General features: G+C 72.9%; 22 protein-coding genes and 2 pseudogenes. 10 read left to right on the forward strand and 14 right to left on the reverse strand.

Annotation, left to right across the window (positions count from 1 at the left end; translation table 11 throughout):
• Window positions 1-489 carry a hypothetical protein gene (locus IPJ59_RS21310; protein WP_293251151.1) on the reverse strand — a complete coding sequence of 163 codons (489 nt, stop codon included), beginning with the start codon at window positions 487-489 and terminating at the stop codon, window positions 1-3.
• Window positions 482-2,143 (reverse strand): B12-binding domain-containing radical SAM protein, encoded by a 1,662-nt coding sequence (locus tag IPJ59_RS21315; protein ID WP_293273091.1) that lies wholly within the window; start codon window positions 2,141-2,143, stop codon window positions 482-484. The genes IPJ59_RS21310 and IPJ59_RS21315 overlap by 8 nt, the downstream gene beginning before the upstream one ends.
• A 255-nt stretch (window positions 2,144-2,398) precedes the next feature.
• Between IPJ59_RS21315 and IPJ59_RS21320 the strand changes: the two genes are divergently transcribed.
• From IPJ59_RS21320 to IPJ59_RS21330, 3 genes are all read left to right on the forward strand, one after another.
• Window positions 2,399-3,031 carry a toxin-antitoxin system YwqK family antitoxin gene (locus tag IPJ59_RS21320; protein WP_293273092.1) on the forward strand — a complete coding sequence of 211 codons (633 nt, stop codon included), beginning with the start codon at window positions 2,399-2,401 and terminating at the stop codon, window positions 3,029-3,031.
• Window positions 3,032-3,084: 53 nt separating this feature from the next.
• Entirely contained in the window at window positions 3,085-3,342 is a 258-nt protein-coding gene (locus IPJ59_RS21325) for a hypothetical protein (RefSeq protein WP_293273093.1), read from the forward strand.
• Between the two features lie 895 nt (window positions 3,343-4,237).
• Complete coding sequence (locus IPJ59_RS21330) at window positions 4,238-5,182, forward strand: hypothetical protein (protein WP_293273094.1); 945 nt, start codon at window positions 4,238-4,240, stop codon at window positions 5,180-5,182.
• Between the two features lies 1 nt (window position 5,183).
• On the opposite strand, the gene IPJ59_RS21335 is transcribed toward IPJ59_RS21330, so the two are convergent.
• The 3 genes and pseudogenes from IPJ59_RS21335 to IPJ59_RS38010 all read right to left on the reverse strand — a co-directional run.
• Window positions 5,184-7,028: a tetratricopeptide repeat protein gene (locus IPJ59_RS21335; RefSeq protein ID WP_293273193.1), complete on the reverse strand. Its 1,845-nt coding sequence runs from the start codon at window positions 7,026-7,028 to the stop codon at window positions 5,184-5,186.
• Window positions 7,029-7,277: 249 nt separating this feature from the next.
• Window positions 7,278-7,760: pseudogene (locus IPJ59_RS21340) on the reverse strand (protein kinase domain-containing protein); the annotation flags it as partial.
• Window positions 7,761-7,864: 104 nt separating this feature from the next.
• A pseudogene (locus IPJ59_RS38010) lies at window positions 7,865-8,605 on the reverse strand (protein kinase domain-containing protein); the annotation flags it as partial.
• On the opposite strand from IPJ59_RS38010, the gene IPJ59_RS21350 reads away from it, so the two are divergent.
• Entirely contained in the window at window positions 8,547-9,572 is a 1,026-nt protein-coding gene (locus IPJ59_RS21350; protein ID WP_366524655.1) for a pirin family protein, read from the forward strand. The pseudogene IPJ59_RS38010 and the gene IPJ59_RS21350 sit on opposite strands and share 59 nt — an antisense overlap.
• A gap of 72 nt (window positions 9,573-9,644) precedes the next feature.
• On the opposite strand, the gene IPJ59_RS21355 is transcribed toward IPJ59_RS21350, so the two are convergent.
• The 5 genes from IPJ59_RS21355 to IPJ59_RS21375 all read right to left on the reverse strand — a co-directional run bounded on the left by IPJ59_RS21355 (window position 9,645) and on the right by IPJ59_RS21375 (window position 14,355).
• The gene (locus IPJ59_RS21355) at window positions 9,645-10,361 is read right to left on the reverse strand and encodes a hypothetical protein (protein WP_293273097.1); all 717 of its coding nucleotides are present in this window, start codon (window positions 10,359-10,361) and stop codon (window positions 9,645-9,647) included.
• Window positions 10,337-11,233, reverse strand: a complete 897-nt coding sequence (locus IPJ59_RS21360; protein WP_293273098.1) for an eCIS core domain-containing protein — start codon at window positions 11,231-11,233, stop codon at window positions 10,337-10,339. Before IPJ59_RS21360 ends, IPJ59_RS21355 begins: the two co-directional genes overlap by 25 nt.
• Window positions 11,234-12,017: 784 nt before the next feature.
• Window positions 12,018-12,527: a thrombospondin type 3 repeat-containing protein gene (locus IPJ59_RS21365; protein ID WP_293273099.1), complete on the reverse strand. Its 510-nt coding sequence runs from the start codon at window positions 12,525-12,527 to the stop codon at window positions 12,018-12,020.
• A 377-nt stretch (window positions 12,528-12,904) separates the two neighbouring features.
• A complete protein-coding gene (locus tag IPJ59_RS21370; RefSeq protein ID WP_293273100.1) occupies window positions 12,905-13,873 on the reverse strand; it encodes a 2Fe-2S iron-sulfur cluster-binding protein in 969 nt (322 codons plus the stop codon).
• Window positions 13,874-13,974: 101 nt separating this feature from the next.
• Window positions 13,975-14,355, reverse strand: a complete 381-nt coding sequence (locus IPJ59_RS21375) for a group I truncated hemoglobin (RefSeq protein ID WP_293273101.1) — start codon at window positions 14,353-14,355, stop codon at window positions 13,975-13,977.
• Between the two features lie 44 nt (window positions 14,356-14,399).
• On the opposite strand from IPJ59_RS21375, the gene IPJ59_RS21380 reads away from it, so the two are divergent.
• From IPJ59_RS21380 to IPJ59_RS38015, 5 genes are all read left to right on the forward strand, one after another.
• Window positions 14,400-14,873: an Rrf2 family transcriptional regulator gene (locus IPJ59_RS21380; RefSeq protein ID WP_293273102.1), complete on the forward strand. Its 474-nt coding sequence runs from the start codon at window positions 14,400-14,402 to the stop codon at window positions 14,871-14,873.
• A 218-nt stretch (window positions 14,874-15,091) separates the two neighbouring features.
• A complete protein-coding gene (gene murG, locus IPJ59_RS21385) occupies window positions 15,092-16,183 on the forward strand; it encodes an undecaprenyldiphospho-muramoylpentapeptide beta-N-acetylglucosaminyltransferase (protein WP_463673373.1) in 1,092 nt (363 codons plus the stop codon).
• A 131-nt stretch (window positions 16,184-16,314) separates the two neighbouring features.
• A complete protein-coding gene (gene gcvP / locus IPJ59_RS21390; protein ID WP_293251182.1) occupies window positions 16,315-19,239 on the forward strand; it encodes an aminomethyl-transferring glycine dehydrogenase in 2,925 nt (974 codons plus the stop codon).
• A gap of 130 nt (window positions 19,240-19,369) precedes the next feature.
• Complete coding sequence (locus IPJ59_RS21395) at window positions 19,370-21,220, forward strand: FG-GAP repeat domain-containing protein (protein ID WP_293273103.1); 1,851 nt, start codon at window positions 19,370-19,372, stop codon at window positions 21,218-21,220.
• A gap of 2 nt (window positions 21,221-21,222) precedes the next feature.
• A complete protein-coding gene (locus IPJ59_RS38015; RefSeq protein WP_366524656.1) occupies window positions 21,223-21,303 on the forward strand; it encodes a hypothetical protein in 81 nt (26 codons plus the stop codon).
• Window positions 21,304-21,340: 37 nt separating this feature from the next.
• On the opposite strand, the gene IPJ59_RS21400 is transcribed toward IPJ59_RS38015, so the two are convergent.
• A complete protein-coding gene (locus IPJ59_RS21400) occupies window positions 21,341-22,165 on the reverse strand; it encodes a PP2C family protein-serine/threonine phosphatase (protein ID WP_293273104.1) in 825 nt (274 codons plus the stop codon).
• A gap of 399 nt (window positions 22,166-22,564) precedes the next feature.
• Between IPJ59_RS21400 and IPJ59_RS21405 the strand changes: the two genes are divergently transcribed.
• Entirely contained in the window at window positions 22,565-22,954 is a 390-nt protein-coding gene (locus IPJ59_RS21405; RefSeq protein ID WP_293273105.1) for a hypothetical protein, read from the forward strand.
• A 69-nt stretch (window positions 22,955-23,023) separates the two neighbouring features.
• Here IPJ59_RS21405 and IPJ59_RS21410 read toward each other — a convergent pair whose 3' ends face one another.
• The 3 genes from IPJ59_RS21410 to IPJ59_RS21420 are packed head-to-tail and all read right to left on the reverse strand — an operon-like array spanning window position 23,024 to window position 25,666.
• Window positions 23,024-23,953, reverse strand: coding sequence for a pseudouridine synthase (locus IPJ59_RS21410; RefSeq protein WP_293273106.1), 930 nt, complete (start codon window positions 23,951-23,953; stop codon window positions 23,024-23,026).
• Entirely contained in the window at window positions 23,950-24,438 is a 489-nt protein-coding gene (locus IPJ59_RS21415; RefSeq protein WP_293273107.1) for a DUF6265 family protein, read from the reverse strand. Before IPJ59_RS21415 ends, IPJ59_RS21410 begins: the two co-directional genes overlap by 4 nt.
• A gap of 4 nt (window positions 24,439-24,442) precedes the next feature.
• A complete protein-coding gene (locus IPJ59_RS21420) occupies window positions 24,443-25,666 on the reverse strand; it encodes a molybdopterin molybdotransferase MoeA (protein WP_293273108.1) in 1,224 nt (407 codons plus the stop codon).
• Between the last annotated feature and the right edge of the window lie 38 nt (window positions 25,667-25,704).

Raw genomic sequence — 25,704 nt, forward strand, 5'->3', positions numbered from 1 at the left:
TCAGGCGCCGGACGATCCGGTGCCGCTGGTACCGGTGCCGCTCGTATCGGTGCCGGTGCCGAGCGTATCGGTGCCGGTGCCGGTGCTGCTGGTGTCGGTATCGGTGCCGGCGTCGGTGCTATCGCTGGTGTCCGGCGGCGGGGGCGGGTCGCAGCCGTCGGGGAAGCAGGGGTCGTCCCAGGTCGAGCTGCCCGTGGTCGGGGGCCCCGTGGTGGTGCCGGTGCTCGTGCTGGTGGTCGGCGGGGGCAGCGGGTCGCAGCCGTCGGGGAAGCAGGGGTCGTCCCAGGTCGCGGAGCCAGCGGTGGTGCCGTCGGTGGCGGTGCTTCCGGTGTCGGTGCCCGTGTTGTCGGATTTGGGACCGCAGGCGGGCGCGGCGACGGTGGTCGCAATGCCCACGATCGAGGCGGCGCCCATCATTCCCATCATTCGGCGGAGGTGGGCCTGCACGCGGTCGTGCGGGCCGGGGCGGTGATTGTTGGGATCAGACATAATGCAGGGCCTCCGCGGGGGTATGGTCGACCGGGACGGCGCGCTGGAGCGGGGTCGCGTCGTTTCCGATCGAGGTGGCATTGTGGCGTGACGGGGCGGTGGCGGCGAGCATCTCGGCCTTCAGGACGCGCCACTGGTCGGTGATCTCGCGCTCGAAGGCCCGCAGCGACGGGGCCAGCTCGCGCACGAAGCTGGCGTCGTGGTCGCGGCTGGCCCGACGCACGTGGCCGAGGATCGCGCGCAAGCCGGTCACCGTGTCGGCGCCGACCAGGCGGTGCAGGGCCTTCATGCGGGCGAGCCACGCGGGCCGGAACACGTCGGCGTGGAACAGGCGGCAGGTCTCCAGCTCGAGGCGCCAGCCGCCGATATTGTTGTGCAGCGCGCCCGGTCCGAAGTTGCGCGGGGTGAAGGCGTCGATCGCCATCTCGAACACACGCTGCACCTCGGGGGTGCGCAGGCGGTAGTCGTAATGCAGGTAGTCGCCGGTGGTCCGGCGCTCGCCGAGCATGCGATTGAGCAATGGGGTGCCGGCGTAGAGCTCGGTGCGGCAGAAGTTGAACGGGAAGTCCGACGCGGCGGCCATGAAGTCGAGGTTTTGCTCGAGCGAGGGCATGGTGGTGTCGGGGTCGAAGATCAGCATGTTGAAGCAGCCGAACATGTCGAGCTCGCGCAGGACCTCGATCGCGGCGTGGTTCTGGCGCGAGGCGAGGCGACGCTGCAGGGTCACCAGGCCCTGGTCGGCGTCGGTCTCGATGCCGACGTAGGAGCGCAGCGCGTGCAGGCGGTCGCGCATGACCCGGAACACCTCGAGGTCGGCGTCGTTGGGCCGGGCCTTGACGACGATGCCGAAGCTGCCGATCGCGCGCGCCTCGAGGGCGTCGGCCAGGGCGTGGAAGCGCTCGAGGTTCTTCTTCTTGCTGGGGACGAAGAAGTTGTCGTCGTGGAAGATGAAGATCTCGACGCCGCGGTCGCGCTTGAGGGCGACCATCTCGTCGGCGACATCCTCGGGTGGTCGCACGCGGTAGCGCTTGCCCGGCAGGGTCTGCTCGTGCCACGAGGCGATGCAGCAGAACGAGCAATCCGCGTAGCAGCCGCGGCTGCTGACGAGGGGGGCGAGCGCGTGGCCGAAGCACTGCTTGGGCGGGCCGGCGCGGTCGGGGTGGCGCAGGGTCTCGAGCGCGGGCGGGTGGCGCAGCGGACCGGCTACCACCATCCCGTCGGGGTCGCGGGTCGAGACGCCGGCGATGCCCGTCAGCGGCGCGCCGCCGGCGACCGCGGCGATGAGCTCGACGATCGTCTCCTCGCTCTCGTGGCGGCAGACGCTGTCGATCTCCGGGAAGTCGCGCAGGAGGTCGGGCGCGGCGAAGGTCGCGAAGTGGCCTCCGATCGTGATGTGGCCGCGGTAGCCGGCCTCGCGCAAGCCCATCGCCACGGCGAGCAGCTCGACGGCTCGCCACTGGAAGGCCACCGAGATGCCGACCATGATCGGGGGCTCAGGGGCCTCCGTGATCGTGCGCAGCACGGTCGGGAGATCACGGGGTTGGTTGAATGCGACGATCTCGACGCGCCAGCCGACCGTGCGCAGGGCGGCCGCGAGGTAGCGCAGCGAGAGGTTCTCCTCGAGCTCGGGTCCGACGAGGGCTATCCACGACATCGCTTCACCTCCAAGTTCGAGGACGATACGATCGCACGGTATCACGACGGAGCGAGGGGCAAGTGCCTGGAGCGGGCGCAATCGCTGCGCCGGGACGGGGGCCGCGGGCCTCAGCAATATCTGCGGCGTACCCGTCATGAAGCCCGCGCGCGAGGCTGCGCGTCGGCGGTAGAGATATGTCTCAAAGGACAGGTGGCTGGCGTCGTCGGAGCGTTCGTTGCCAGGATCGGCGGGCACGTCTAGCATTGCCCGCTGATGACGACGAATCGCTCGACGCCCGCGTCCCCGGGGGACACCGGTGCGTATCCGTTGCCGAGCGCCGAGGAGCAGGCCGAGACGCCCCTCGCGGCGTACGTGCCGATCGTGCCCGATCCGTCGCTCGACTCGTTGTTGCCGTGTCCGCCGGGGACGCAGCAGTGCGTCGGCGATCACGTGATCGAGTGTCGGATCGCCGGCAAGGTCGGCGAGTCGCTGTCGCGGCGCCACGGGCCGGCCGTGTGGTTCCATCCGAACGGCGAGGTGGCGCGCAGCGGCAGCTACGAGCACCACGAGTGGAGCGGTCGCTGGTGGAGCTTCGACGAGCAGGGGCGCGTCGAGGCGAGCACCGCGTACGTCGCGGGCAAGGAGGAGGGGCTCGAGGTGAAGTTCTATCCGAACGGCAGGCGCCGCTTCGAGAGCTTCTACCGGGCCGGCAAGCTCGACGGTCCGAGCAAGGCGTGGACGGAGGACGGCGAGCTGATGGGCATCACGGTCTACAAGGACGGCAGGACTGTGAGCAGCAAGGTGTTTCGCTACACGCTGAAGGAGGCGAGCCCGCAGGAGCTCGCGGCGGCGCACGCGGAGCTGCGGCGTTTGCTCGCGGAGCAGCAGCGCTTGCTGGGAAAGTGAGGGGCGGGATGTTCGCGGGATTGCAGGCGCTGTTGGTGCATTGTGGGCTGGCGATGGCGCTGATGTTCGCGGCTGCGGTGGTCGGGGTCGGCGTGACCGGGCCGTCGGTGTCGGCCGCCGAGCGGACCGTGCTGGTGCTCGCGGCCCTCGACCTCGTGATCGCGGTGACGACGATCGTGCGCTTCGTGGCCGCGAGCGCGGCGTTCTCGGCCGGGTTCGGGCGGGTGCTCTGGGTGATCGTGTGCGTGGGCTTGATCGCGGTCGGCACGGCGGCCATGTTCTTCGTCTCGGTGGTCGCGCTCGATCGCTGAGCTTGCCCGGAGGGCTGACGGCCTTGGTGCTGGGGTACGCGGTGGAGCGCGGTCCGAACCCGAGCGCGGCCTGTTCGGCCCCATATTCTGCTCGGGCGATTCTCGGTTGCGCCGGCAAGTAGTATTCTGCGGCTGTGATGGGTTTGCCGCGTCGCTGCATCCACAGCATCGTGGGCATGAGTGCCGCGGTGGCGCCGTGCTCGATCGAGGCGAGGCGCGCCGGCCGACCCCGCCGGTCGAGACCTGGGCCTGGAACATCCCGACCGACAGATCGACCCGTCGGCCGACGGCTGCCAGGTCGACGCGGGCACCGCCGACTCCGGCGGCCCGCCAGCGAAGCGGGCCGGATGACGCTGCCCAGCGGGAGTTCGAGCCCGCAGAGCCGGAGCAGGTGTCGCCCAAGGGCGTGGGTCTGCTGATCGGTGGCGGTGTCACGTCATTCTGTGGCGCGCTGGCGCTGTTCGGTGGGCTCGCAATCCGGGCGCAATACGAACCCGAGCCGCCGAAGCCCACCCCACTGCGGCGAACCTTGTGCTGGCTTTAGTTTTCCCGAGCCACAGGGGACGGTCCTGCTCGCGGTCGGCACGCTGGCGCTGATCGTGGGGCCGGCGCTGCTCGGCGTGGGCGGGTACCTGTACCGCTCCAGCAAGAAACTGAGGCCGAGGGTGCAGCGTTCGCTGCACGGGACGTGGACAGCGGGCCTCATGCTCGAGTTCTGATTCGTCTCTGCCATCCGTCCCGGGGCGCGGATGACCCCACACTTCGGCAATTCGCAGGTCACTCAAATCTCCGCCCCAGCCCCTCCGGCGGGCCTCGGCGCCGCAAGAGTGACCTCCCCGGCCATCGCTACACGCGCGCTTGCGTTAGCGGCGGGCTCGTGCTTTGTGGCGGGCACATGAAGGGCGTCGAGATCGTCGAGGGGCAGGCTTATTTCTCCGGCAGCACGGCGGAGCTGCAGCGGGCGCTGGCGGCGGGGGAGCTCGACGCGTGCGGCTCGCTGGTGGTCGAGGGCAAGCTGAACGCGCTGCCGCCGGAGATCGGGCGGCTGACGCGGCTGCGCGAGCTGGTGCTCGACACCGACACGCTGCAGGCGATCGACCCGGCGATCTTCGCGTGCGCGGGGCTCGTGAAGCTGGTCGTGCATTCGAATCAGATCAAGGAGCTGCCGGCGGGCGGCTGGGGTCGGCTGGCGCGGCTGGAGCAGCTCGAGTTCGCGGGCGCCAAGGCGCTGCGCGGGCTGCCGGAGGACCTCGGGGCGGCGGCCCTGCTCGGCGGGGCCTTCGACCTGCTGCCGCAGACCAAGCTCGCCGCGCTGCCGCGGTCGTTCGGGCGGCTGTCGCGGGTGACGCTGCTGCGCCTGCCGCCGGGGGTGTCGGCGCCGGATCCGATCGCGGGGATGACGGGGCTGCGCGAGCTGCGGGTGCGCGGGGTGGCGGCGCTGCCGGAGGACATCGGGGCGCTGCAGGAGCTGCGCTTCGTCGACGCGTGCGAGTGCCCGATCACGCGGCTGCCGGCGTCGATCGGGGGGGCGAGCGCGCTGCGATCGCTGAGCCTCGGACGCACGCTGGTGACGACGCTGCCGGACAGCGTGTGCGAGCTGCTGGCGCTGCGAGATCTGGATCTGCAGCAGACGCCGCTGACGGAGCTGCCGGAGGCGATCGGGCGGGTGCCGCTGACGCGGCTGCGCTTGCAGCAGACGGCGATCGTGCGCCTGCCGGAGAGCCTGGCGACGCCGGCGGGCGACCTGCGGATCTACCTGCCGCGAGATCAGCGGGCGGCGATCGAGGCGAGCTCGGCGGGGGTGCTGGCGGCGCTCGGCGAGCGGGTGGTGTTCGAGTAATTCAGCGGGAATTGGCGGCGAGCCAGGCGTCGACCTCGGCGAGGGCGAGCTTCTGATCGCTGGCGCGCCAGCCGTCGCGGGCGTGCGTGGCGGCGGCGATCGCCCGGGCTCGATCGCCGTTGCTTGCTAGCAGGGCGCGGGCGAGCTCGAAGTGGGCCTCGAGCTCGCCGTGTTGATCGCCGGGCTGGGCGGCGAAGATGGTGAGCGCGCGCTCGAGGCGGGGCAAGGCGTCGTGCGGGTGGTGCTCGGCGAGGTCGACGCGGGCGAGGTCCTTGAGGGTGAGGGCGAGGTCGGGGTGATCGGGGCCGAGGGCTTGCTCCTTGATCTTGCGGGCGCGCTCGAGGAGGGCGCGTGCGGGGCCGGTGGCGCCGCGGTGGAGCTCGAGGTTGGCGAGGTTGGCGAGGCTGTCGGCGACCAGGCGGTGGTCGGGGCCGAGGGCCTTCTCGCGGATCGCCAGGGCGCGCTCGTTGAGGCGGCGGGCCTGGGCGGGGTCGGTGATGGCGAGGAGCGTGGCGAGGTTGTTGAGCGCGTCGGCGAGGTCGGGGTGATCGGGGCCGAGGGCGGCCGCGAAGATCGGGATGGCGCGCTCGTAGCGGGCGCGGGCGGCCGCGTCGTCGCCGAGGGCGCGGTCGATCACGGCGAGGTTGACGAGGCTGTCGCCGACGGCGGGGTGGTCGGCGGCGAGGGCCTGCTCGCGGATCGCCAGGGCGCGCTCGTGCAGGGCTCGCGCGTCGGTGAAGGCGCCGGTGTGGTAGTGCACGAGGGCGAGGTTGTTGATGGTGTTGGCGACGGCGGGGTGGTTGGCGCCGAGGGTCTGCTGTTTGATCGCCAGGGCCCGCTCGTGCAGGGTCCGGGCGGTCGCGTAGTCGCCGAGGGCGACGTGCACGCTGGCGAGGTTGCCGAGGCTCTGGGCGAGGTCGGGGTGTTCGGGGCCGAGCGCCTCGGTGCGGATCTCGAGGGCTCGCTCGAGCACGGTGCGGGCCTCGGCGTTGTCGCCGGTGGCGAGGAGGAGGGCGCCGAGGTTGTTGAGGCCGAGGGCGACGGCGAGGTGCGCGGGGCCGAGGGCGCGCTCGCGGAGCGCGAGGCTCTCGCGGTAGAGGCCGTCGGCCTCGGCGTAGTCGCCGGCGAGGTCGAGGGCGGTGCCGAGGTGCTCGAGGCGGGCCGCGGCGACCAGGCCGACGGGGTCGCCCGCGTGGGCCGCGGCGACCTCGGCGTGGCGGAACCAGGCGCGGGCCTCGGGCGGGCGGGCGAGGTTGTAGCCGACGACGTGGATGAGCTCGCTGGCGGCGTCGCTGGCGACGGTCCAGGCGCCCTCGCGGGCGGCGAGGAAGTAGGCGCCGGCGAGTGTGGTCTCGGCGGCGGCGTAGGCTCCGCTGGCGGCGAGGGCGTGGCCCTCGACGTTGCGCGCGGCGGCGAGGAGGGGCGGCCAGGCGAGGGTCTCGGCGCGGGTGCGGGCGGCGACGGCCGCGGCGACGGCGTCGCTGTACTTGCCGGTGGCGGCGAGCGAGGTGGCGAGGGCGAGGGCCTCGCGGGTGGCGGCGATCTCGTCGCGGCGCTGGGTCGGCGGTGATGGTTGGCGCAGCAACCAATTCGGGTCGGTGCAGCGGTCGTCGACGGGCACGGCGGCGGCGGTCGGGACGGCGCGGTGGACCGCGGTGGCGTCGACGACGGCGAGCTGGCGCAGCTGGGCGACGAGGCTGCTGCGGCGGTCGTCGAGGCACCACAGGGCGCGGCCCTGGGTCGCGGGGTCCCAGTCGCGGGCGAGCTCGGCGTGGCCGCAGACCTGGATGCGGGCGGTCTTCCAGGCGCTGGCGTGGCGGTCGAACCACGGCAGCAGCTTGTCCACGGTGATCGCGGCCTGGGCGACGCCGGAGGCGAGGAAGGCGGCGCGCAGGCGTTCGCGGGCGGCGTCGTTCCAGACCTCGTCGATCGCGGCGCCGGTCTGCTCGCAGGCGGCGACGCGCTGGGCGTGATCGATGCGGCGGGCGGCGAGGACGGCGAGGGCCGCGAGCGTGACGACGGCGAGGCCGAGGGCGACCAGCTTGAGGCGGGCCCGGCTGCGGCCGCGATCGAGGGCGGTGAGCAGGGCGGCGAGGTCGGGCCAGCGCTGCGCCGGGGCTGTTGCGAGGCCGCGGACGAGCACGCGGTGCAGCCAGCGGGGCACGCCGCGGCCGCGCGGTGGGGGCCGGCGATGGCCCGCGAGGACCTCGGCGCGGAGCTTGAGCAAGGTCGCGCCGACGAAGGGGCGCTCGCCGTACAGGAGCTCCCAGGCCATGACGCACCAGCCGAATTGATCGGCGGCGGCCTCGGCCTCGCGGCCCTCCCACTGCTCGGGGGCCATGTACGCGGGGGTGCCTTGCACGGCGCCGACGCGGGTGAGCCTCGCGCTGAGGACGGCGAGGTCGGAGCGGGAGGCGGAGTCGGTGCCGGGTTCGAGGTCGGGGACGGTGGGGAGGGCGGCGGTGGCGAGGCGGCCGTGGGCGAGGCCGAAGTCCATGACGCGGACGCGGTCGTCGTGATCGACCATGACGTTGTCGGGCTTGAGGTCGCGGTGGACCAGCCCGGCCGCGTGGGCCGCCTCGACCCCGCGCGGGCGGCGTCACGCAGGGCGCGCAGGAGCTCGGGCCAGCGGCGCGGGCGTTCGCGGGCCCAGGCGTCGAGGGTCTGGCCGGCGACGAACTCCATGGCGATCCACACGCGGCCGGCGTGGGTGCCGACGTCGTGGACGGTGACGACGTTGGGGTGGGCGAGCTTGGCGAGGGCCTGGGCCTCGCGCAGGAGGCGGAGCTCGCCGGCGCCGTCCGGGCGCGGACGCAGCAGCTTGAGCGCGACCTTGCGGTCGAGGTCGGGGTCGAAGGCGGCGTGGACGACCCCCATCGCGCCGGCGCCGAGGCGGTCGAGGATGACGTAGCGGCCGATCACCGTGCCGCGCTGGAGCTCGTCGCTGGCGAGGGCGAGGGGATCGCCGGCGTCGGGTGCCCCGGCGGCGGTGTCGTCCAGCGCGAGGGTCATGCCAGGTCGGGACGCTAACACGGGCCGTCGTGGGGCGGGTAGGTGCACCGGGGCGGTGCGCGGACCGGACGGCTGCGCTGGCGGATCTGTTGGCGCGTGGGGTCGCGTAGGATGCTCGGGTGAGCGGTCGCTGCAACAATGCGTTGCGCCGCGACGCGCTTTCGCCGGGGCCCGGGCGGCCCCATCCTCGTCCTGCCAAGGAGCCACCGTGACCGCCGACGACCACGCCGAACGACTCACCCGCCGCGAGCTCATCACCGGGCTCGCGGGCGCCGCCCTGGCCGGGGTATCCGGCTGCGACGGGAGCACTCCTGGCATTCCCGATCCGAACGATCGAAAGAGCGAGGTATCTGTGCAACAGCAAGACCCTGTATTGAGCGCGCGCCCGCTGGGTTTCCAGTGGGAGACCATCGACCCATTTCTGTTTTGTGTGCACCACGACGACGCCTATCCGGCCGGCAATGAGCAGCTCGGCCCGGCGAGCTCGCTGGCGGGCCGCGACATCGGCCAGGACTTCGCGGGCGTCGACGGCTGGCGCATGTACCACGGCGACGTGGTGCCGGGCTTCCCGCAGCACCCGCACCGCGGCTTCGAGACGGTGACGGTGGTGCGTCGCGGGCTCATCGATCACAGCGACTCGCTGGGCGCGACGGCCCGGTTCGGCCGCGGCGACACGCAGTGGCTGACGGCCGGCGCGGGCATCGTGCATTCGGAGATGTTCCCGCTGGTCGAGCGCGACGCGGGCAATCCGCTCGAGCTGTTTCAGATCTGGCTCAATCTGCCGCGCGCGAGCAAGTTCGCGGCGCCGTACTTCTCGATGCTGTGGCGCGAGACGACGCCGGTCCGCGTGGAGAAGGACGCGCAGGGGCGCAGCACCGAGATCACGGTGATCGCGGGCGACCTCGCGGACACGCGGGCCCCGGCGCCGCCGCCGGACTCGTGGGCGGCGCGGGGCGACAGCGACGTGGCGATCTGGTCGATCACGATGGCGCCGGGGGCCCGCTGGACCCTGCCGGCGGCGCTCGCGGGGACCAACCGCACGCTGTACTTCTATCGCGGGGCGGGGCTCACGGTCGCCGGGCGCAAGGCGGCGGCGCGCACGGGGCTGCGGCTGCGGCCGGAGGCGGCGGTGGAGCTGGTCAATGGTGATTCGCCCGGCGAGCTGTTGCTGCTGCAGGGCCGGCCCATTGGCGAGCCGGTCGTGCAATACGGGCCGTTCGTGATGAATACGCGGGACGAGATCGCCCAGGCTTTCGCGGACTATCGTCGCACGGGCTTCGGCGGCTGGCCGTGGAGCAGCGACGGGCCGGCGCACGCGCGCGGGGAGGGGCGCTTCGCGATCCACGCGGACGGGCGCCGCGAGACGCGGGTGGGGTGAGCGGCGGGTGGTGACAGTGACAGGGTCACCGCCCGGCGCCTATGCGGCGAGCGCGGATCGCTGCACGCGGGTTCACTGCGCCATATCGATGTAGAACCACGCGCTGTGGGCGCCCGAGCCGGCGCTCTTGTCTCTTTGCGTGTAGATCGGGACCTGGTCGTTCGAGCGGTCGTAGAGCTGATAGTGGGTCACGGTGAGGTAGATGATGCCGCTCATGTAGTCGAGCACGATCTTGCTGTTGTGCGCGTCGTTCAGGAGACCCGTGCCGGTGTATTCGGCGTAGCCGATCGGTGCGTTCGCCGGCTTGTCATATGGTTTGACCGAGGTCGCGGTGTAGTGGTTATGCAGCGGCACGGCGTTGTTCGGGAGCCCGGCGCCCTGCATCTCGGGGAGCTGGCCCTGCTCGTTCATGTGCCATGAACGCAGGGTCGCCGGCTCCTTGGGGTTCTTCTCCTTCTGCTGCTGGGCCACCTGGCTGCGATCGTCGAGCACCGCGCCGATCCGCCAGGATGTGTAGATATCGCGGATCAAGTTGCGCAGGGGGGCGGGCAGGGCCGCCTTGGCCAGGCTCCAGCGGATCCCCGGGATGTCGGGCTGCTGCGGGTTCTCCTTGGTGCCCGGGGCGGCGGTCCGGTCCGCCAGGCCGCTCGCGGTGACGAGGCCTTCCATGATGCCGAGGGCCTGCTTGGTCGGGTCGGTCTTCCAGTTGTCGGCGCGGGTGTTGCTGTACGAGCCGAGGTCCTCCTTGTAGCTCGTGTACGCGGTCAGGACCCGGTTGATCTCGAGCACGAGCGCGTCCGCGGGCGCGGTGCAGCCGGTCCAATCGTTGCTCGTCTGGCTCGCGGTGAATGCGGTCGTGAGGGCCGTGAATGCGGTGAGCAGTGCCGCCGCGCTCTCGTCGTCCGCCATCTTGGCCGCGCCCTGGCCCTTGGCCAGATGCGGGCGAGCTGGTACTCGGGGCTGATGAAGTCTTTCACGAATTCGCTGACCAGAGCCTGTGTCGCGGGCCGCTGCGCGAGCCATTGCGTGTAGCTGAAACGGATCAATCGCTGGACGACGGACTCGGAGCGCGGGAGGTTGTGGCCAGGTGGCGCGACGCGGTCGAGCAGGGGCTCGGCGGATTGCCCGGTCTGGACCCGCTCGGCGATCGCGTCGGCGTGGCGCTCGTGGACGTCGCCGACGCGGCCGACCCGCGACGGCAGCGAGATACCCGCGCGTTGCTGGATCGCGTGCGCGGCCTCGTGCGCGGCGGTTCGCAGGTCCGGCGGGCGGGAGAAGACGACGTGCTCGCCGAGCGCGTAGGCCTCCGCGTGGATCGCCGCGGCGCTGGCCGACGCGGCCGGGCCGAGGTGCGCCTGCAGGCCGGCGATCGTGTGGCGGCCGAAGCTGCGGGCGATCGCCTCGCCGTGCGGATAGTGGGTCCCGGGCGTGCGGGTGCCGGCCAGCGCGGTGGGGAAGATCGCCGTCGGCTCGGCTGCCGTCGTCAGGGCGCCGCGGAGCTGTTGCAGCAGCTGGACGACGCCGCGGTTGCCGAGCCTGCGATGCAAGGAGTGGATCGCCGGGGGCCGGCGTGGGGCTTTGCCGGGGCGCTCGAGCGCCGGGCGGTCGCCGGGGGATCTGGCCTCGTCGCGGGTCTGCGCGGCGGCTTCGGGACCATGCATCGCTGGCACGGCACGAGGAGAGCGTGAGACGCCGGTCGAGGTCAAGTCGCTGTGAGCGCGCGTCGCTGGCCGAGGGCGCCGTTGTATACCGGTGGCGGTTTTCGCTGCGCGCGGCCTGGGTGAGGGCGGTGCGCTGGCTGGCACTGTTGGCGGATCGAGCAGGTCCGGGTCCCAGCGCCAGTACTTCCCAAGTTGGGCCACCCTTGTGTTCGCGTCGAGGCCATCGCGCTGCCCGGATCGCTGGCGGTCGCAGAGGTCGCAGTCGTCCGGGATATCGTCGTAGTCCTGATCCCAGGCCGGCAGGAGGCACAGATAGTTCCACAGCTCGCTCGGGTCGTCGACGTTGCAGGCCTCGATCTTGCGGGCCTTGCCGTCGCGCTTGGGTCAGGGCCTCGTCGCAGCCGGGCGGCAGCTCGAAGACCCCCGCGGCCCGCGGCCCGAGCTCGTCGACGACCAGCGGACCGGGTGGCGCGCATCCGTCGTACCCGGACGCAGAGCGGCCGCCGACGCTGACGTCGAAAGCCGAAGGGCCGCGCGTTCCCACATCGCACCGGGTTGCGCTCACGCGGCTTCGAGCCATGGGGATCGTCCAGCCGCCAGCGGTGACCTGCTGGCGGCCGAGGTGTCGGGAGGTCGCGATGCCGGCGACGCCGAACGGCTGTAAGGTTGCATTGCGTCGACGAGCAGTCCCATCGTGCGGCGCACCTCCGGGAGATGGCGATCGAGTTTCCTCAACGAAGTCGTCGACCGACCGTGCAGAACCGATCGGGCGCGCGGCGGGAGTTCAGGCGGCGCAGCTAGAGCCGCCGCGACGCGCCTGGTCGGGGTCGAGGTCTGGCTGGCAGTCCGGCGCGTCGAGGTCGATCAACGTGCCGACGGCGAAGGGCGTGAGCCCCGGCCCGTCGCCGAAGCCCTGGCAATTGGCGGCGCGCACGCAGTTGTCACACACGTCGCCGATACCGTCGCGGTCGGCGTCGCCCTGCTGGGGGACGTTGCGCACCCGCTTAGGGCGGGCCCGGCGGGCGCCCCGGGGGGGGGTTAGCGAGAACTGGCGCGGGCACACATCGCAGCCGTTGCCGACGCCGTCCTTGTCGGTGTCCGCGGTGTTGTTGTCGGTGGCGACGGTCGGGCAGCGATCGACGATGTCGCCGAAGCCGTCGCCGTCCATGTCCAGCTGGTCGGGGTTGTGGTGCTCGGGCGCGTTGTCGCAGAAGAAGTGGACCTCGTCCCGGTCCATGTCGAGTGGAAGGGCCTTGGCGATCGATCGCAGGGCGGCGGCGGCGGGTGCTCGCATACCTCGGGCACCGGGATGAGCCCCGTCTCGCCGGACTCGTCGCCGGTGCTGGCGCTGGTCGTCGCGCTGTCCCCGGTCCCGCTCGTGGTCGGCGCAGCGCTCGTGCCGGTGCTGTCCTCGGGCCCGCCGGTGGTCGGCACGGCGCTCGCGCCGGTGCTGTCCCCGGGCCCGCCGGTGGTCAATTCGGTGGTGTTGTTGTCGGTGGTGGTCGCTGGCTCGCCCGGACAGGCCGTGACGCACAGCGCCAGGATGGTGAGCGTCACGGCGAGGGCCCACGGATTGGGCTCGCACATCTCGGCGGGACCAAGTCAAGGGTCATCACGGTCCCATGCACCCGGGGGCGGTCGCGCTTTCCCGCAGGAATGGTGGCGCTCGGATCAGACCGGCGGGCGCGCGGTGACGAAGGCGTCGGCGAGGATCTGGTCCATGCGGGCGCCGCGGAGGAAGCACTGTTTGCGCAGGGCCTGGACGCGCTCGGGGTCGCCGCAGAGGAACACGCGGTGGCCGGCGAGTTTGGGGTGAAGTGCGGCGGCGACCGCCTCGATGCCGCCGATCTGCAGGCCCTCGGCGGCCTCGCCGTGGAGGGCGCAGCGGAGATAGGAGAAATTCGCGTGCGCGCGGGACATGTCCTTCAGGACATCTACGAGGTAAAGCCCGGCGGGGGTGACGGCGCCGTGGAGCAGGGTGATAGGGCCGGTGTGACCGCGGTGGAGGGCGTCGCGGGCGATGCCGAGGAGCGGCGCGAGGCCGGTGCCGGTGCCGATGAGCAGGAGCGGCTGCTCGGGGCTGCCGTCGGTGTAGAAGCAGTCGCCCTCGGGGCCGCGGATGCGCAGTTGATCGCCGGGGCGCAGGTCGTGGGCGATCCACTGGCTCATGCGGCCGTGGGGGAGCGCGCGGACGTGCAGCTCGAGGGTGTCGTCGCCTGGCAGGTTTGCGAGCGAGTAGCTGCGGGCGAGGCCGTCGGCGCGCAGGAGGGTGATGAACTGGCCGGCGCGGTGGACCAGCGGGGCGAGCGGGCGCAGGCGCAGGCGGACGACGTCGACGGAGAGCGGCTCGATCGCTACGACCTCGGCGTCCTGCGGCGGGTCGTCGTCGACCGCGATCGTGAGGTCGGACTCGGGGCGGCACAGGCAGGCGAGGAAGTAGCCGCGCTCGCGCTGGGTCGGCTTGAGGCCGACCTGCGAGGCGGGCGGCGGATCGCCGCTGCTGGCGCGCAGGCGGCAGCTCTGGCAGGCGCCGGCGCGGCAGCTGTTGGGGACCGGGACGCCGGCGCGCAGGAGGGCGTCGAGGGCGGTCTCACCTGGCTCGAGGGACAGGTGAAGATCGCCGTGGTGCAGCACGGGCATGGCGGACTCCGGAGTGGATCGACGGGCCGCGGGCGGCCGGGTCGCGCGGCGACCCGGGCGTGGAACCTGGCGCGGCTGGAGGACCGCGACCGCCGGGACGATCAGACGGCGGGCTTGTGGTCGCGGCTGAGCACGTCGTCGCGGACCGAGTTGGCGAGGGCGGCGACCTCGGCGATCTTTTCGGCGCTGACGCCGAGCTCGGCCAGGGTGGCGCCGAGGTTCTCGATCACGGCGTCGACGTGGCTGTCGTTGAGGCCCTTGGCGAGCAGGTGGGCGTGGCCGGTGCGCATGTCCTTGCCGGTGTAGTGATTGGGGCCGCCGAGGACCATCGTCAGGAAGCCCTTCTGCTTGGCCGCCTGGCGCTCCATGTCGACGCCGTCGAAGAAGCGCGCGATGCGGTCGTCGCTCAGGACCTTGCGATAGAAGATGTCGACCGCGGCATCGAGGGCCGGGGCGCCGCCCAGTTCGTCGTAGAGACTCATGTTTCAGACCTCCGCTTGTAAAAGCTGCACGCAGAATGCATGTTATGCCGGAGCGGGTCAAGATGCAGCTGACGAACTTCACGGACTACGCGCTGCGGACGCTGCTGTATCTGGGGGCCCAGCCGGAGCGGCTGGTGCCGATCGCGGAGGTGAGCGCGGCGTATGGGATCTCGCGGCATCACCTGATGAAGGTGGCGAGTCTGTTGGCGCGGGCCGGCTTCGTGGCGGCGGTGCGGGGGCGCGGCGGGGGCCTGCAGCTGGCGGGGCCACCCGAAGCGATCACGGTGGGCGCGGTGGTCCGCGCGTGCGAGCCGAATCTCGACCTGGTCGAGTGCTTCGACGGGGCGCACAACACCTGCCCGATCGCTTCGGTGTGCAAGCTGGCGCGGGTGCTGGACGGGGCGCGCGGACAATTCATGGCGGCGCTCGACGCCTGCACGCTGGCCGAGCTGGCCGCGCCCGGGCCGCAGACGCAGAAGCTGCTGCAGATCTGGCGGCGCAAGGTGGCGGCGGGCTGAGGTCGGGTTTGCGCGCTATGGTGCTCGCCCCGGTTTTCGCAACAAAGCTGCGGGCGAGGGCGTAGTGCGCTACCTGGTGCCCCATGCCGACGTTCACGCCGCCCGTCGATCAGATGCTGCCGCGGACCTTGATGCACGCCGCCGTGGGCGGGCCCGAGGGGGTTCGTCGCGAGCTGGCGCCGGTGCCGGCGTCGGTGCGGGCGCGCGGCGATCGGCCGCTGCGGGTGCTGATCGCGGGCGGGGGCACGGGCGGGCACCTGTTCCCGGGGGTCGCGCTGGCCGAGGAGGTGCGGGCGCGCGGGGGCGAGGTGCTCTTCGTCGGGACTGCGCGCGGCATCGAGGCGCGGGTGTTGCCGGAGCAGGGCTTCGCGCTGCGCCTGATCGACGCCACGGGGATCAAGGGCAGGGGGCTGCGTGGGCTGCTGGCGGGGCTCCTGCGGCTGCCGCGGGCGTGGTGGCAGAGCCTGAAGATCGTGCGTGAATTTCGCCCGGACGTGGTCGTGGGGGTCGGTGGTTACGCGAGCGGGCCGGTGGTGGCGACGGCGGCGATGCTGCTGCGGCCGACGGCGATCCTCGAGCAGAACAGCATCCCGGGGATCACGAATCGGATCCTGTCGCGGGTGGTGAAGCGGGTGTTCTGCACCTTCCCGGATCACGGGCGCTTCTTCCCGCGGCGCAAGGTGGTGCTGACGGGCAACCCGATCCGGCGGCCGATCCTGGCGGCGTTGCAGGCCGCGGGCGAGGTCGGTGCGAGGGCCGAGACGCGGCCGCCGCGGCTGTTCGTGTTCGGCGGCTCGCAGGGGGCGCGGGCGATCAATGACATGATCGTGGCGGCCACGCCGGCGCTGCTGTCAGCCCTGCCGGGGCTCGAGATCTGGCATCAGACCGGGCGCGGGGATCGAGAGCGCGTCGAGGCGGCGTACCACGGGTTCGGGCTGACGGCGCCGCGGGTGCGGGTCGCCGAGTTCCTCACCGACATGGCGACGCCGTACGCGTGGTGCGACCTGGTCCTGTGTCGCGCCGGTGCGACCTCGCTGGCCGAGCTGGCGGCGGCGGGGCGGCCCGCGGTGCTGGTGCCCTTCCCGCACGCGACCGACAATCATCAGGAGCACAACGCGCGCGCGCTGGTGGAGGCGAAGGGGGCGGTGCTGCTGCGCGAGGGGGAGTGGAGCGCGGACAGCCTGGCGGCGGCGATCTGCGGGCTGCTCGGCGACCCGGCCCGGCTGGCGGCGATGCGGACGGCGATGCTGGCGGCGGCCCGTCCGGCGGCGGCGGGGACGATCTACGAGCTGCTCGCGGCGCTCGGGTGATCGCGGTTCTGTGAGTCGCGCTGGATCTGCAGTGGGCCGCGTGTGGGCCGTGTGCGGGCCAGTGCGCAAACTCTGGTTGCGCGCCGGGGAGGCGGATCGGGGCCGGCTGATACAGTCACGCCGCGATCGCCATGCCTGACAACGCAACGCTCCTGGCCCCCAGCGACACCTTCGTTCACCGCCACATCGGCCCGCGTCCGCACGAGACGGCGAAGATGCTGGCCACGCTCGGGCTCGACTCGCTCGACGCGTTGATCGACCGCACGGTGCCGGCGGCGATCCGCATCGCCCGGCCGCTGAAGTTCGGGCCCGAGGTGATCGCGGGGCGCGAGGCGGGTGAGCACGAGGTTCAGGCGGCGTTTCGCGCGATGGTCGGCCAGAACCGGGTGCTGCGCTCGCTGATCGGGATGGGCTACTACGCCTGCATCACGCCGCCGGTGATCCAGCGCAACATCCTCGAGAACCCGGGCTGGTACACGCAATACACGCCGTATCAGGCCGAGATCGCCCAGGGGCGGCTCGAGGCGCTGCTGAACTTCCAGACGATGATCAGCGACCTGACCGGGCTGCCGCTGGCGAACGCGTCGCTGCTCGACGAGGCGACCGCGGCCGCGGAGGCGCTGGGGATGTGCTTCGCGCTGGCGAATCACAAGCGGCGCAGCTTCGTGGTCGCGGAGACCTGCCACCCGCACACGATCGCGGTGGTGCAGACGCGGGCCGAGGCGCTCGGGGTCGCGGTGAAGGTGGTCGCGGTCGAGGCGATGCGCTTCGATGGCGACACCTGCGGGGTGCTGTTTCAATATCCGGACACCTTCGGCCGGGTCCGCGCGGAGGCCGAGCTGGTCGCGGCGGCCCACGCCGCGGGCGCGCTGGTGGTGGTGGCGACCGACCTGCTGGCGCTGACGGTGCTGCGCTCACCGGGCGAGCTGGGGGCCGACATCGCGGTCGGCTCGGCCCAGCGCTTCGGGGTGCCGCTCGGCTACGGGGGGCCGCACGCGGCGTTCATGGCGACGCGCGAGGCGTACAAGCGGGCGCTGCCGGGGCGGGTGATCGGGGTGTCGAAGGACGCGACCGGCAAGCGGGCGTATCGCATGGCGATGCAGACCCGCGAGCAGCATATTCGCCGCGAGCGGGCGACCAGCAACATCTGCACGGCGCAGGTGCTGCTGGCGATCATGGCCGGGATGTACGCGGTCTATCACGGGCCGAAGGGGCTGCGGCAGATCGGCGAGCGGGTCCACGGGCTCACGGCGGTGCTGGCCGAGGGGCTGCGCCGGCTCGGGCACAGCGTCGGCGACGCGCCGTTCTTCGACACGCTGCGGGTCGAGCTGGCGGGCAGCACTGCGGCGACGGTGCTCGCGGCGGCGCTGCAGCGCGGCTACAACCTGCGCCCGATCGGGGCGAGCACGGTGGGGGTGTCGCTCGACGAGCGCTCGACGCTGGCGGAGGTCGATGAGCTGCTGGCGGCGTTCGCCGCGGGTCGGCCGGCGGTGCTGGCCTGCGACGTGGCGACCGACCTGGCCGCGAGCGCGCTGGTGGTGCCGGCGGCGCTGGCCCGCACGGACGCGTACCTGGGGCACCCGATCTTCTCGGCGTATCACAGCGAGCACGACCTGCTGCGCTACATGCATCGCCTGCAGGGCCGCGACCTGTCGCTGACGAGCTCGATGATCGCGCTCGGGTCGTGCACGATGAAGTTAAACGCCACCTCGGAGATGATGCCGATCTCCTGGCCGGGGCTGGCCGACCTGCACCCGTTTGTGCCGCGCGATCAGGCAAAGGGCTACGCGGCGATGTTCGCGTCGCTCGAGGCGATGCTGTGCGAGGTGACTGGCTTCGCGGCGGTGTCGCTGCAGCCGAACGCGGGCTCGCAGGGCGAGTACGCGGGGCTGCTGGTGATCCGCGCGTACCATCGGGCAAACGGCCAGGGTCACCGCGACGTGTGCCTGATCCCGACCTCGGCGCATGGGACCAACCCGGCGTCGGCGGTGATGGCGGGCTTCACCGTGGTGCCGGTGGCCTGCGATGACCACGGCAACGTCGACCTCGCCGACCTCGCGGCCAAGGCCAGCGCGCACGCCGATCGCCTGGCGGCGCTGATGATCACCTACCCGAGCACGCACGGGGTGTTCGAGGCGAGCATCCGCGAGATCTGCGAGGTCGTGCACGGCCGCGGCGGGCAGGTGTACATGGACGGCGCCAACATGAACGCGCAGGTCGGGCTGTGCCGCCCGGGAGACTTCGGCGCCGACGTGTGCCACCTGAATCTGCACAAGACCTTCTGCATCCCGCACGGCGGCGGCGGCCCGGGCATGGGCCCGATCGGGGTAGCGCCCCACCTGGCGCCGTTCCTGCCGGGGCACCCGGTGGTGGCGCCGTTCACCGGTGATGGCGGGGCGCAGGCGATCGGGCCGGTCGCGGCGGCGCCGTGGGGCAGCGCGAGCATCCTGGCGATCTCATATGTGTACATCCTGATGATGGGATCGGCGGGGCTGACCCAGGCCACGCGGATGGCGATCCTCAACGCGAACTACATGGCGAAGCGGCTCGAGGCGCACTACCCGGTGCTGTACCGCGGGGCCAACGGGACCTGCGCGCACGAGTTCATCCTCGACCTGCGGCCGCTGAAGGCCAGCGCGGGGATCGAGGGCGAGGACGTGGCGAAGCGGCTGATGGACTACGGCTTCCACGCGCCGACGATGTCGTTCCCGGTCGCGGGCACGCTGATGATCGAGCCGACGGAGAGCGAGCCGCTGGCGGAGCTCGACCGCTTCTGCGACGCGATGATCGCGATCCGTGAGGAGATCCGGAAGGTCGAGACGGGCGCGTGGCCCCGCGAGAACAACCCGCTGAAGCAGGCGCCGCACACCGCCGAGGTGGTCACCGCGAGCGCTTGGGATCGGCCGTACAGCCGCGAGGTGGCGGCCTTCCCGGCGCCCTGGGTCCGTGAGCACAAGTTCTGGCCGCACGTCGGGCGCATCGACAACGCCTACGGCGACCGCAACCTGGTGTGCACTTGCCCGCCCATGGAGGCGTACGCGGCGGCCGCCGAGTGAGCGGCGCGGGGCTCATCACGGCGCGCGCATCCGCGTCGGCGACGTGGCGCTGCTGGACTGCGAGGCCGGTCGGCTGAGACCGGCCTGGGCGTGAGCCGGAGGTGGCGGGCTTCCGCTATCCTCGGCTGTGATGGTGCGTGGCGTGTTCATGGCGATCGTGCTGCTCGGCTGCGGCGGGGAGCCGGCCGCGATCGCGGGCTCCGAGTCGAGCTCGGGTGGGGGATCGTCGGAGACCGGGGACATCGTGATCGCGGGGCCTCGCATCGAGCGCTCCACGGCGAGCAGCGTGCCGGGCGGCAGCGTGTTCGTGCAGACGGACGAGCCGATCGCGGAGGTGGAGCTGCGGGTCGATGGGGTGCGCTTGCCGGAGCCGCCGATCGTCGCGGCGGGCGGGGCGGGTGACCGCTACGGGGGGCTGTTCGCGCTGCCGGCCGAGCTGGGGGTCGGCGAGTACGCGCTGGCTGTGCGCTCGCGGGGCGGGGCGGCCGACAGCCATCAGGTCGCGCTGGCGATCGTGACGCCGAGCTTCGTCGACGTCGCGGCGGCGACCGGGCTGCTGCAGGTGCACGATGTCAGCGGGCACCCGGAGGGCTGCGCGTGGAGCTCGACGGGCCTCGGCTTCGCGGACATCGACGGCGACGGGGACAGCGACTTCTACGTCGGCAACGTCGGCCGCGCGGGCCGGATGATGCGCAACGACGGCGACCAGGACGGCGACGGGCTGCCCGACTTCACCGAGGTGACGGAGGCGCTGGGGCTGGCGGGGATCGACAACGTGTCGGCGGTGAGCTTCGTCGACCACGACAACGACGGCGACCGCGACCTGCTGGTCGGGCGCCGCGGGGCGAACGTGCTGCTGAATAACGAGTGGATCGAGACGGGAGCGCCGGGCTTCGTCGACATCACGGCGAGCGCGGGCCTGGGGGCCGACGCGCAGCGGACGATGGGGGCGGCGTGGGGCGACTACGACGGCGACGGCGACCTCGACCTGTACGTGGTCAACCACGCGTGGTGCTTCCCGCGCGAGGGCAGCGAGCTGCGGGCGCAGGACCACCTGTATCGCAACGACGACGGGGCCTTCGTGGAGGTGAGCGCGCAGCTGGATGTCAGCGCTGACTCGCCGCTGCACTCGCTCGGCTTCTCGGCGGTGTGGATCGACCACGACCGCGACGGCGACCAGGACCTGATCGTGATCAATGATCACATCGCGGGGCTCGGCGGAGCGAACGCGCTGTGGCGCAACGACGGCCCGGGCGACGCGCCGGGGGCGTGGCGCTTCACCAGCGTGGGCGCGGCGGCGGGCGTGGCGATCGCGGCGGACAGCAGCGGCGAGGGGGCCAATGGGATGGGGCTGGCGGTCGGCGACGTCGACCGCGACGGCTTCCCGGACCTGGCCTTCTCCAACATCGGCCCGAACTACCTCCTGCTGAACAATGGCGACGGCAGCTTCCGCGACGCGTCGGCGGCGACGGGGATGCGCCGCGGGCTGCTGGCGTGGCAGCGGCGATCGATCACCTGGGCGGTGCACCTCTTCGATCACGACAACGACGCCGACCTCGACCTGTACTTCGCCGGCGGGCCGATCCACGACGACGAGCCGATCCCGGACGCGCTGCTGCGCAACGAGGGGGCGATGTTCGTCGACGTGACCTGGGAAGCGGGGCTGCAGGAGCTCGGCTCGGGCAAGGGCTCGGCGCTGGTCGACCTCGACGGCGACGGCTGGCTCGACCTGGCGACGGCGCACTGGGCCCGACCGCTGCGCGTGTACCACAACCGCCGCCCGGGGCCGGCGCACCACTGGCTCGGCGTCGATCTCGTCGGCACCAGCTCGAACCGCGACGCGCTCGGCAGCGTGGTCGTGCTGGCGACCGCGGACGGACCCGCCAGACCTGCTTTCACACCCAGAGCCCGGCGCTCGGGGCCGGCGGCGAGCTCGGCTGTCACTTCGGGCTCGGGCCGGCGACGGCGATCGCGGAGCTGACGGTGACCTGGCCGAACGGACAGGTGCAGGAGCTCGCGCCGCCGGCGGTCGATCAGCGGCTGCGCGTGGTCCAGGCGCCGTGAGGCCGTGAGTCCGGGAGCCTGAGCCGGCGCCAGGCCGTCAGGGCGAGGCGAGGAACTCGACGAAGAGGGCGGTGATGTTGTCCTCGCCGCCGCAGGCGTTGGCGTGGCGGATCGCGGCGGGGGCGGCCTCGCGGAGGTCGAGCTGGAACAGGTCGACGAGGGTGTCGGCGGCGTCGAGGTAGGCGTGCAGGCCGTCGGAGCAGAGCAGGAGGCGGTCGCCGATCTGGACGGGGACGGCGAGGATGTCGACCTCGACGTGGTCGCGCAGGCCGACGGCGCGGGTGATCATCTGCTTGCCGGTGATGCTCTTGCGCTTGGCCTGCTCGGGGGTCATGGCGCCCTGCTTGACCTGCACGTTGAGCCAGGTGTGATCCTCGGTGAGCTGGGAGACCTGGCCGTCGCGCGCGAGGTAGACGCGCGAGTCGCCGACCTGGCCGACGACGACGAGCTCGTCGGCGACGAGCACGACCGAGGCGGTGGTGCTCATGCCGCGCTGCGAGGGGTCGACCTCACCCATGCCGTGGACCATGTAGCAGGCGTTCTGGACGGCGCCGCGGACCAGCGCGCCGAGCCGGCCGACGGCCTCGGCGGGCATGGTCACAGGGCGGTCGGGGGCGCCGACGACTCGCATGACGCTGCGGGTCTGGGCCTCGGCGATCGCGGCCTGGACGACGTGGGCCTGGGCCTTCACCCAGTCCCAGATGAGCTCGACGGTCTCCTCGCTGGCGACCTCGCCGCGGGCCTGGCCGCCGACGCCGTCGCAGACGATGAAGAGGCCGAGGCGCTCGTCGGCCAGCCAGGCGTCCTCGTTGTGCCGGCGACGACGGCCCGTGTCGGTGTAGCCGAAGTGGCGCGTGCGCATCGCCGCGCGACGATATCATTGCGCGCGCGAAGCCGGTAGCGGGGCCAGGCGGGGTCTGGTGTGGGCGTGTGGGCAACTGCGGGGGCGCAGGGGCGGGCGTGGGCGCGCGAAGTTCCCGAGAACCAGCGCGCGGCCGGAGCGTAGGGTGGATCGCGCACCATGATTGCACACGCTCTGTCTCGGTCCTCCGTCGCGCTCTTGTTGGGCTGTCTGATCGCTTGTGGGCCGGGCTCACCGGACGCGAGCACGGGTGGGAGCACGGGCGGGAGCACCGGGGCGAGTGGTCCGGCGGGGACCAGCGAGCCGACGACAGGGGCGGCGACGGGGGGCGCGACGACGGGCGGTGGAGCGTCGTCGTCGACGGCGGCGGAGAGCAGCACAAGCACGGGCACGGGCGAGGTGACGACGGCGGCCAGCGCGACCGACAGCGGGGGCACCACGGAGCTCGGGCCCTGTGTCGTCGATCCGGCGCAGGACGTCTGCTCCGATGCCTGCGACGTCAGCGACTGCTGTCAGTGTGTGCCGCAGAAGCTGGCGCCCGATCCGGGGGCGGTCGACTGCAAGATCGCGGCAGGCATCGTGACCGCGGTGTGCCCGTGGAGCATCACCAGCGTCCGGATCGACGGCGTGTGGGTCGAGCAGGATGTCTGCGAGGGGCCGGGATCGGGCTGGACGCAGACGCCCGAGAGCGGCGACATCGTCGTCGAGCTGTGCGGCGACGCCTGCACGACCTACCTCGCCGGGGACTTCGCGGAGCTCGAGATCTACGTGTTCTGCGAGGTCGCGTAGCGGAGCTCGAGATCCACGGGTTCCAGGCCGCCAGGCGGAGCTCGAGATCGACGGGTTCTGCGAGGTCGCCTAGCGCAGCTCGGGCGGGGTCTCGGCGAGCACGGGCGCGGCGTCGGGGTCGATCGCGCGGAGATCGAGGCTGTGGGCGTGGAGGTGGAGGCGGTGGGCCGGGGCGCCGCCGTAGAGCGGGTCGCCGACGATCGGGAGGCCGAGCCAGGCGAGGTGGACGCGGGCCTGGTGCCGCCGGCCGCTGCACAGCTCGAGGGTGACGCGCGCGAGGCCCTCGCCGCGGGGCTCCGGGCGGGCGATGCGGGTGAGGCTGGGGGCGCCGTCGCTGTGCACGCTGACGCGCTGGCGGCGATCGCCGGTCGCGAGCGGGGCGTGGACCTCGAGGCGGTCGCCGTCGGGGACGATCCAGCGGGCGGCGGGTGGCGGCCATGGCTGGCCTTCGGGACATGTCACGAGGGCCAGGTAGTGCTTGACCACGGTGCGGGCGGCGAAGGCGGCGCGGCCGGCCGCGTGGGTGGCGAGGTCGCGGGCGAAGGCGAGGACGCCGGAGGTGGCGTGGTCGAGGCGGTGCAGCGCGCCGGCCTCGCGCGGGTCGGGGCTGGCGGCGGCGCACTCGGGGAAGGCGGCGGCGACGAGGTCTGCGAGGGCGAGCGGATCGCCCGGGCGCAGGCGGTGGGTGTGCAGCCCGGCGGGCTTGTCGACGAAGACGAGGCGCGGAGTGACGGCGAGGATCACGAGCGGCGGGGGCGGGAGCTCGGGGGTCGCGGGGAGGCGCAGCTCGAGGCGGGCGCCGGCGCGGACGCGCTGCGAGGGCGGGGCCGGGCGGCCGTCGATGTGCAGGTGACCGGCGAGGGCGAGGGCCCGGGCGACGCGGCGCGAGAGCTGCGGGGCGCGCAGGCCGAGGACGACGTCGGCGCGCTTGCCCTCGTCGTCGGCGCTGGCGTGGACGACGAGCGGGGCGCGGGAGCGTGGGGCGGGCGCAGCGGTCATGGCGGTGTACGCGGTCCGCGGGTGCGGTGGAGGGTGCTCTCGTGGCCGATCCAGCCGCCGCGGGGGTCGGGGCCGGCGACCTCGATGTGGAGGGCGTCGCCGTCGCGGCGGTAGTGGAGCTGCTGCGGGAAGTCGTGGTTCGGGTTGGCGAAGCGCAGCTCGTCGGGGCCGCAGTGATCGAGCTGGAATTCGACGGGTGGGCCGCCGCGGGGCTGGGCGATCAGGACGAGGTTGTGGGCGCGGGCCTCGATGCGCAGGAACTCGAAGAACTCGGTGCGGGCGCCGACGATGGTGCGGCCGAGGCCGAGCATGGTGCCGGCGGCGGGCTCGCTCCACTGCTCCTCGCTGCGATGCTCGCCGTCGCGGTGCTGCCAGGCGCCGGCGAGGAAGCCGGCGTCGGTGATGTCGCCGGTGCAGGTGCGAGGGGCCGCGGGGACGCCCGGGTGGCAGGCGAGCAGCAGCGCGATCGGTGCGAGGCGGCGCATCGGACTACAGCAGCAGGGCGGGGACGATCGCGCCGGCTGCGAGTGGACCTGTCCCGGGGGACAGCTCGAGCAGGGCGTTGTGACCGGCGATCGATCGCAGGTCGCCGGAGGTCTGGTCGGCGAGCGGGGTGGCACGCTCGCCGTCGACGACGGCGCGGACCATGTGCACGCGCCGCGGGTCGCGGGGCGCGGGGGCCGTGAGCACGACTTGCCGCGTGGGCCGGAAGCACTGGGTGTGACCGAGCAGGCGGCGCAGGGCGGGGCGCACCAGCAGCTCGAAGCCGACGTGGGCGCTGGCCGGGTTGCCGGGCAGGGCGAACACGAGGACCGGGCCGGCGGGGCCGGGGGCGCGCAGCAGGGTGCTCGGTCGGCCGGGGCGCAGGCGCAGGCGCCGGAACACGAGCTCGGCGCCGAGGCCGATGAGGGTGGGCAGCACGAGGTCGTGGTCGCCGACGGAGATGCCGCCGCAGGTGACGAGGAGGTCGGCCGCGAGGCCGCGCTCGAGGGCCGCGTGGAGGGCGTCGGGCTCGTCGCCGGCGACGCCGAGGTCGAGGATCTCCGCCCCGGCCTCGCGAGCCTGCCAGGCGAGCATGAGGCCGTTGCTGCTGACGACCTGGCCGCGCTGCGGCCAGGCGCCGACGGGCACGAGTTCGTCGCCAGTACACAGGATCGCCACACGCGGCGGGCGGTGGACGTGGGCGGTGGTGTGACCGCAGCCGGCGAGCAGGCCGAGCTCGCCGGGGCCGAGCACGGTGCCTGCAGGGAGCAACGCGGCGCCGGCGGTGACGTCGCAGCCGGCACGGCGGACGAAGTGGCCGGGCTGCGGATCGCCGACGAGGTCGCGGTCGATCTCGAGGTGCTCGCCGTGCAGCTCGCAGTCCTCCTGGGCGACGACCATGTCGGCGCCGTCCGGGAGCAGGGCGCCGGTGGAGATCCGCAGGGCCTCGCCGGCGACGAGCGGGTGCTCGTGCGGATGACCCGCGGCGCTCTCGCCCCGTCGGCGCAGGCGAATGCGCGGCGAGGCGCTGGCCCGCAGGTCGGCGGCGCGGACGGCCCAGCCGTCCATGGTCGCCAGATCGGCGCCGGGCAGGTCCCAGCGGGCCTGCGGTGCGTCGGCGAGGACGAGGCCGTGGGCCGCGTCGAGCGGGCAGGCGATCGGCGGGAGCGGCTGCACGTGCGCGAGGACCTCGCGCTGGGCGGCGGCGATGTCGAGCTCGCCGGTGATCACGTGCGGTCCTCCGGTGGGTGTCGGGCGCAGTGCTCGAA

It is taken from the genome of Nannocystis sp. (assembly GCF_016714285.1).
Lineage (GTDB): Bacteria > Myxococcota_A > Polyangia > Nannocystales > Nannocystaceae > Nannocystis.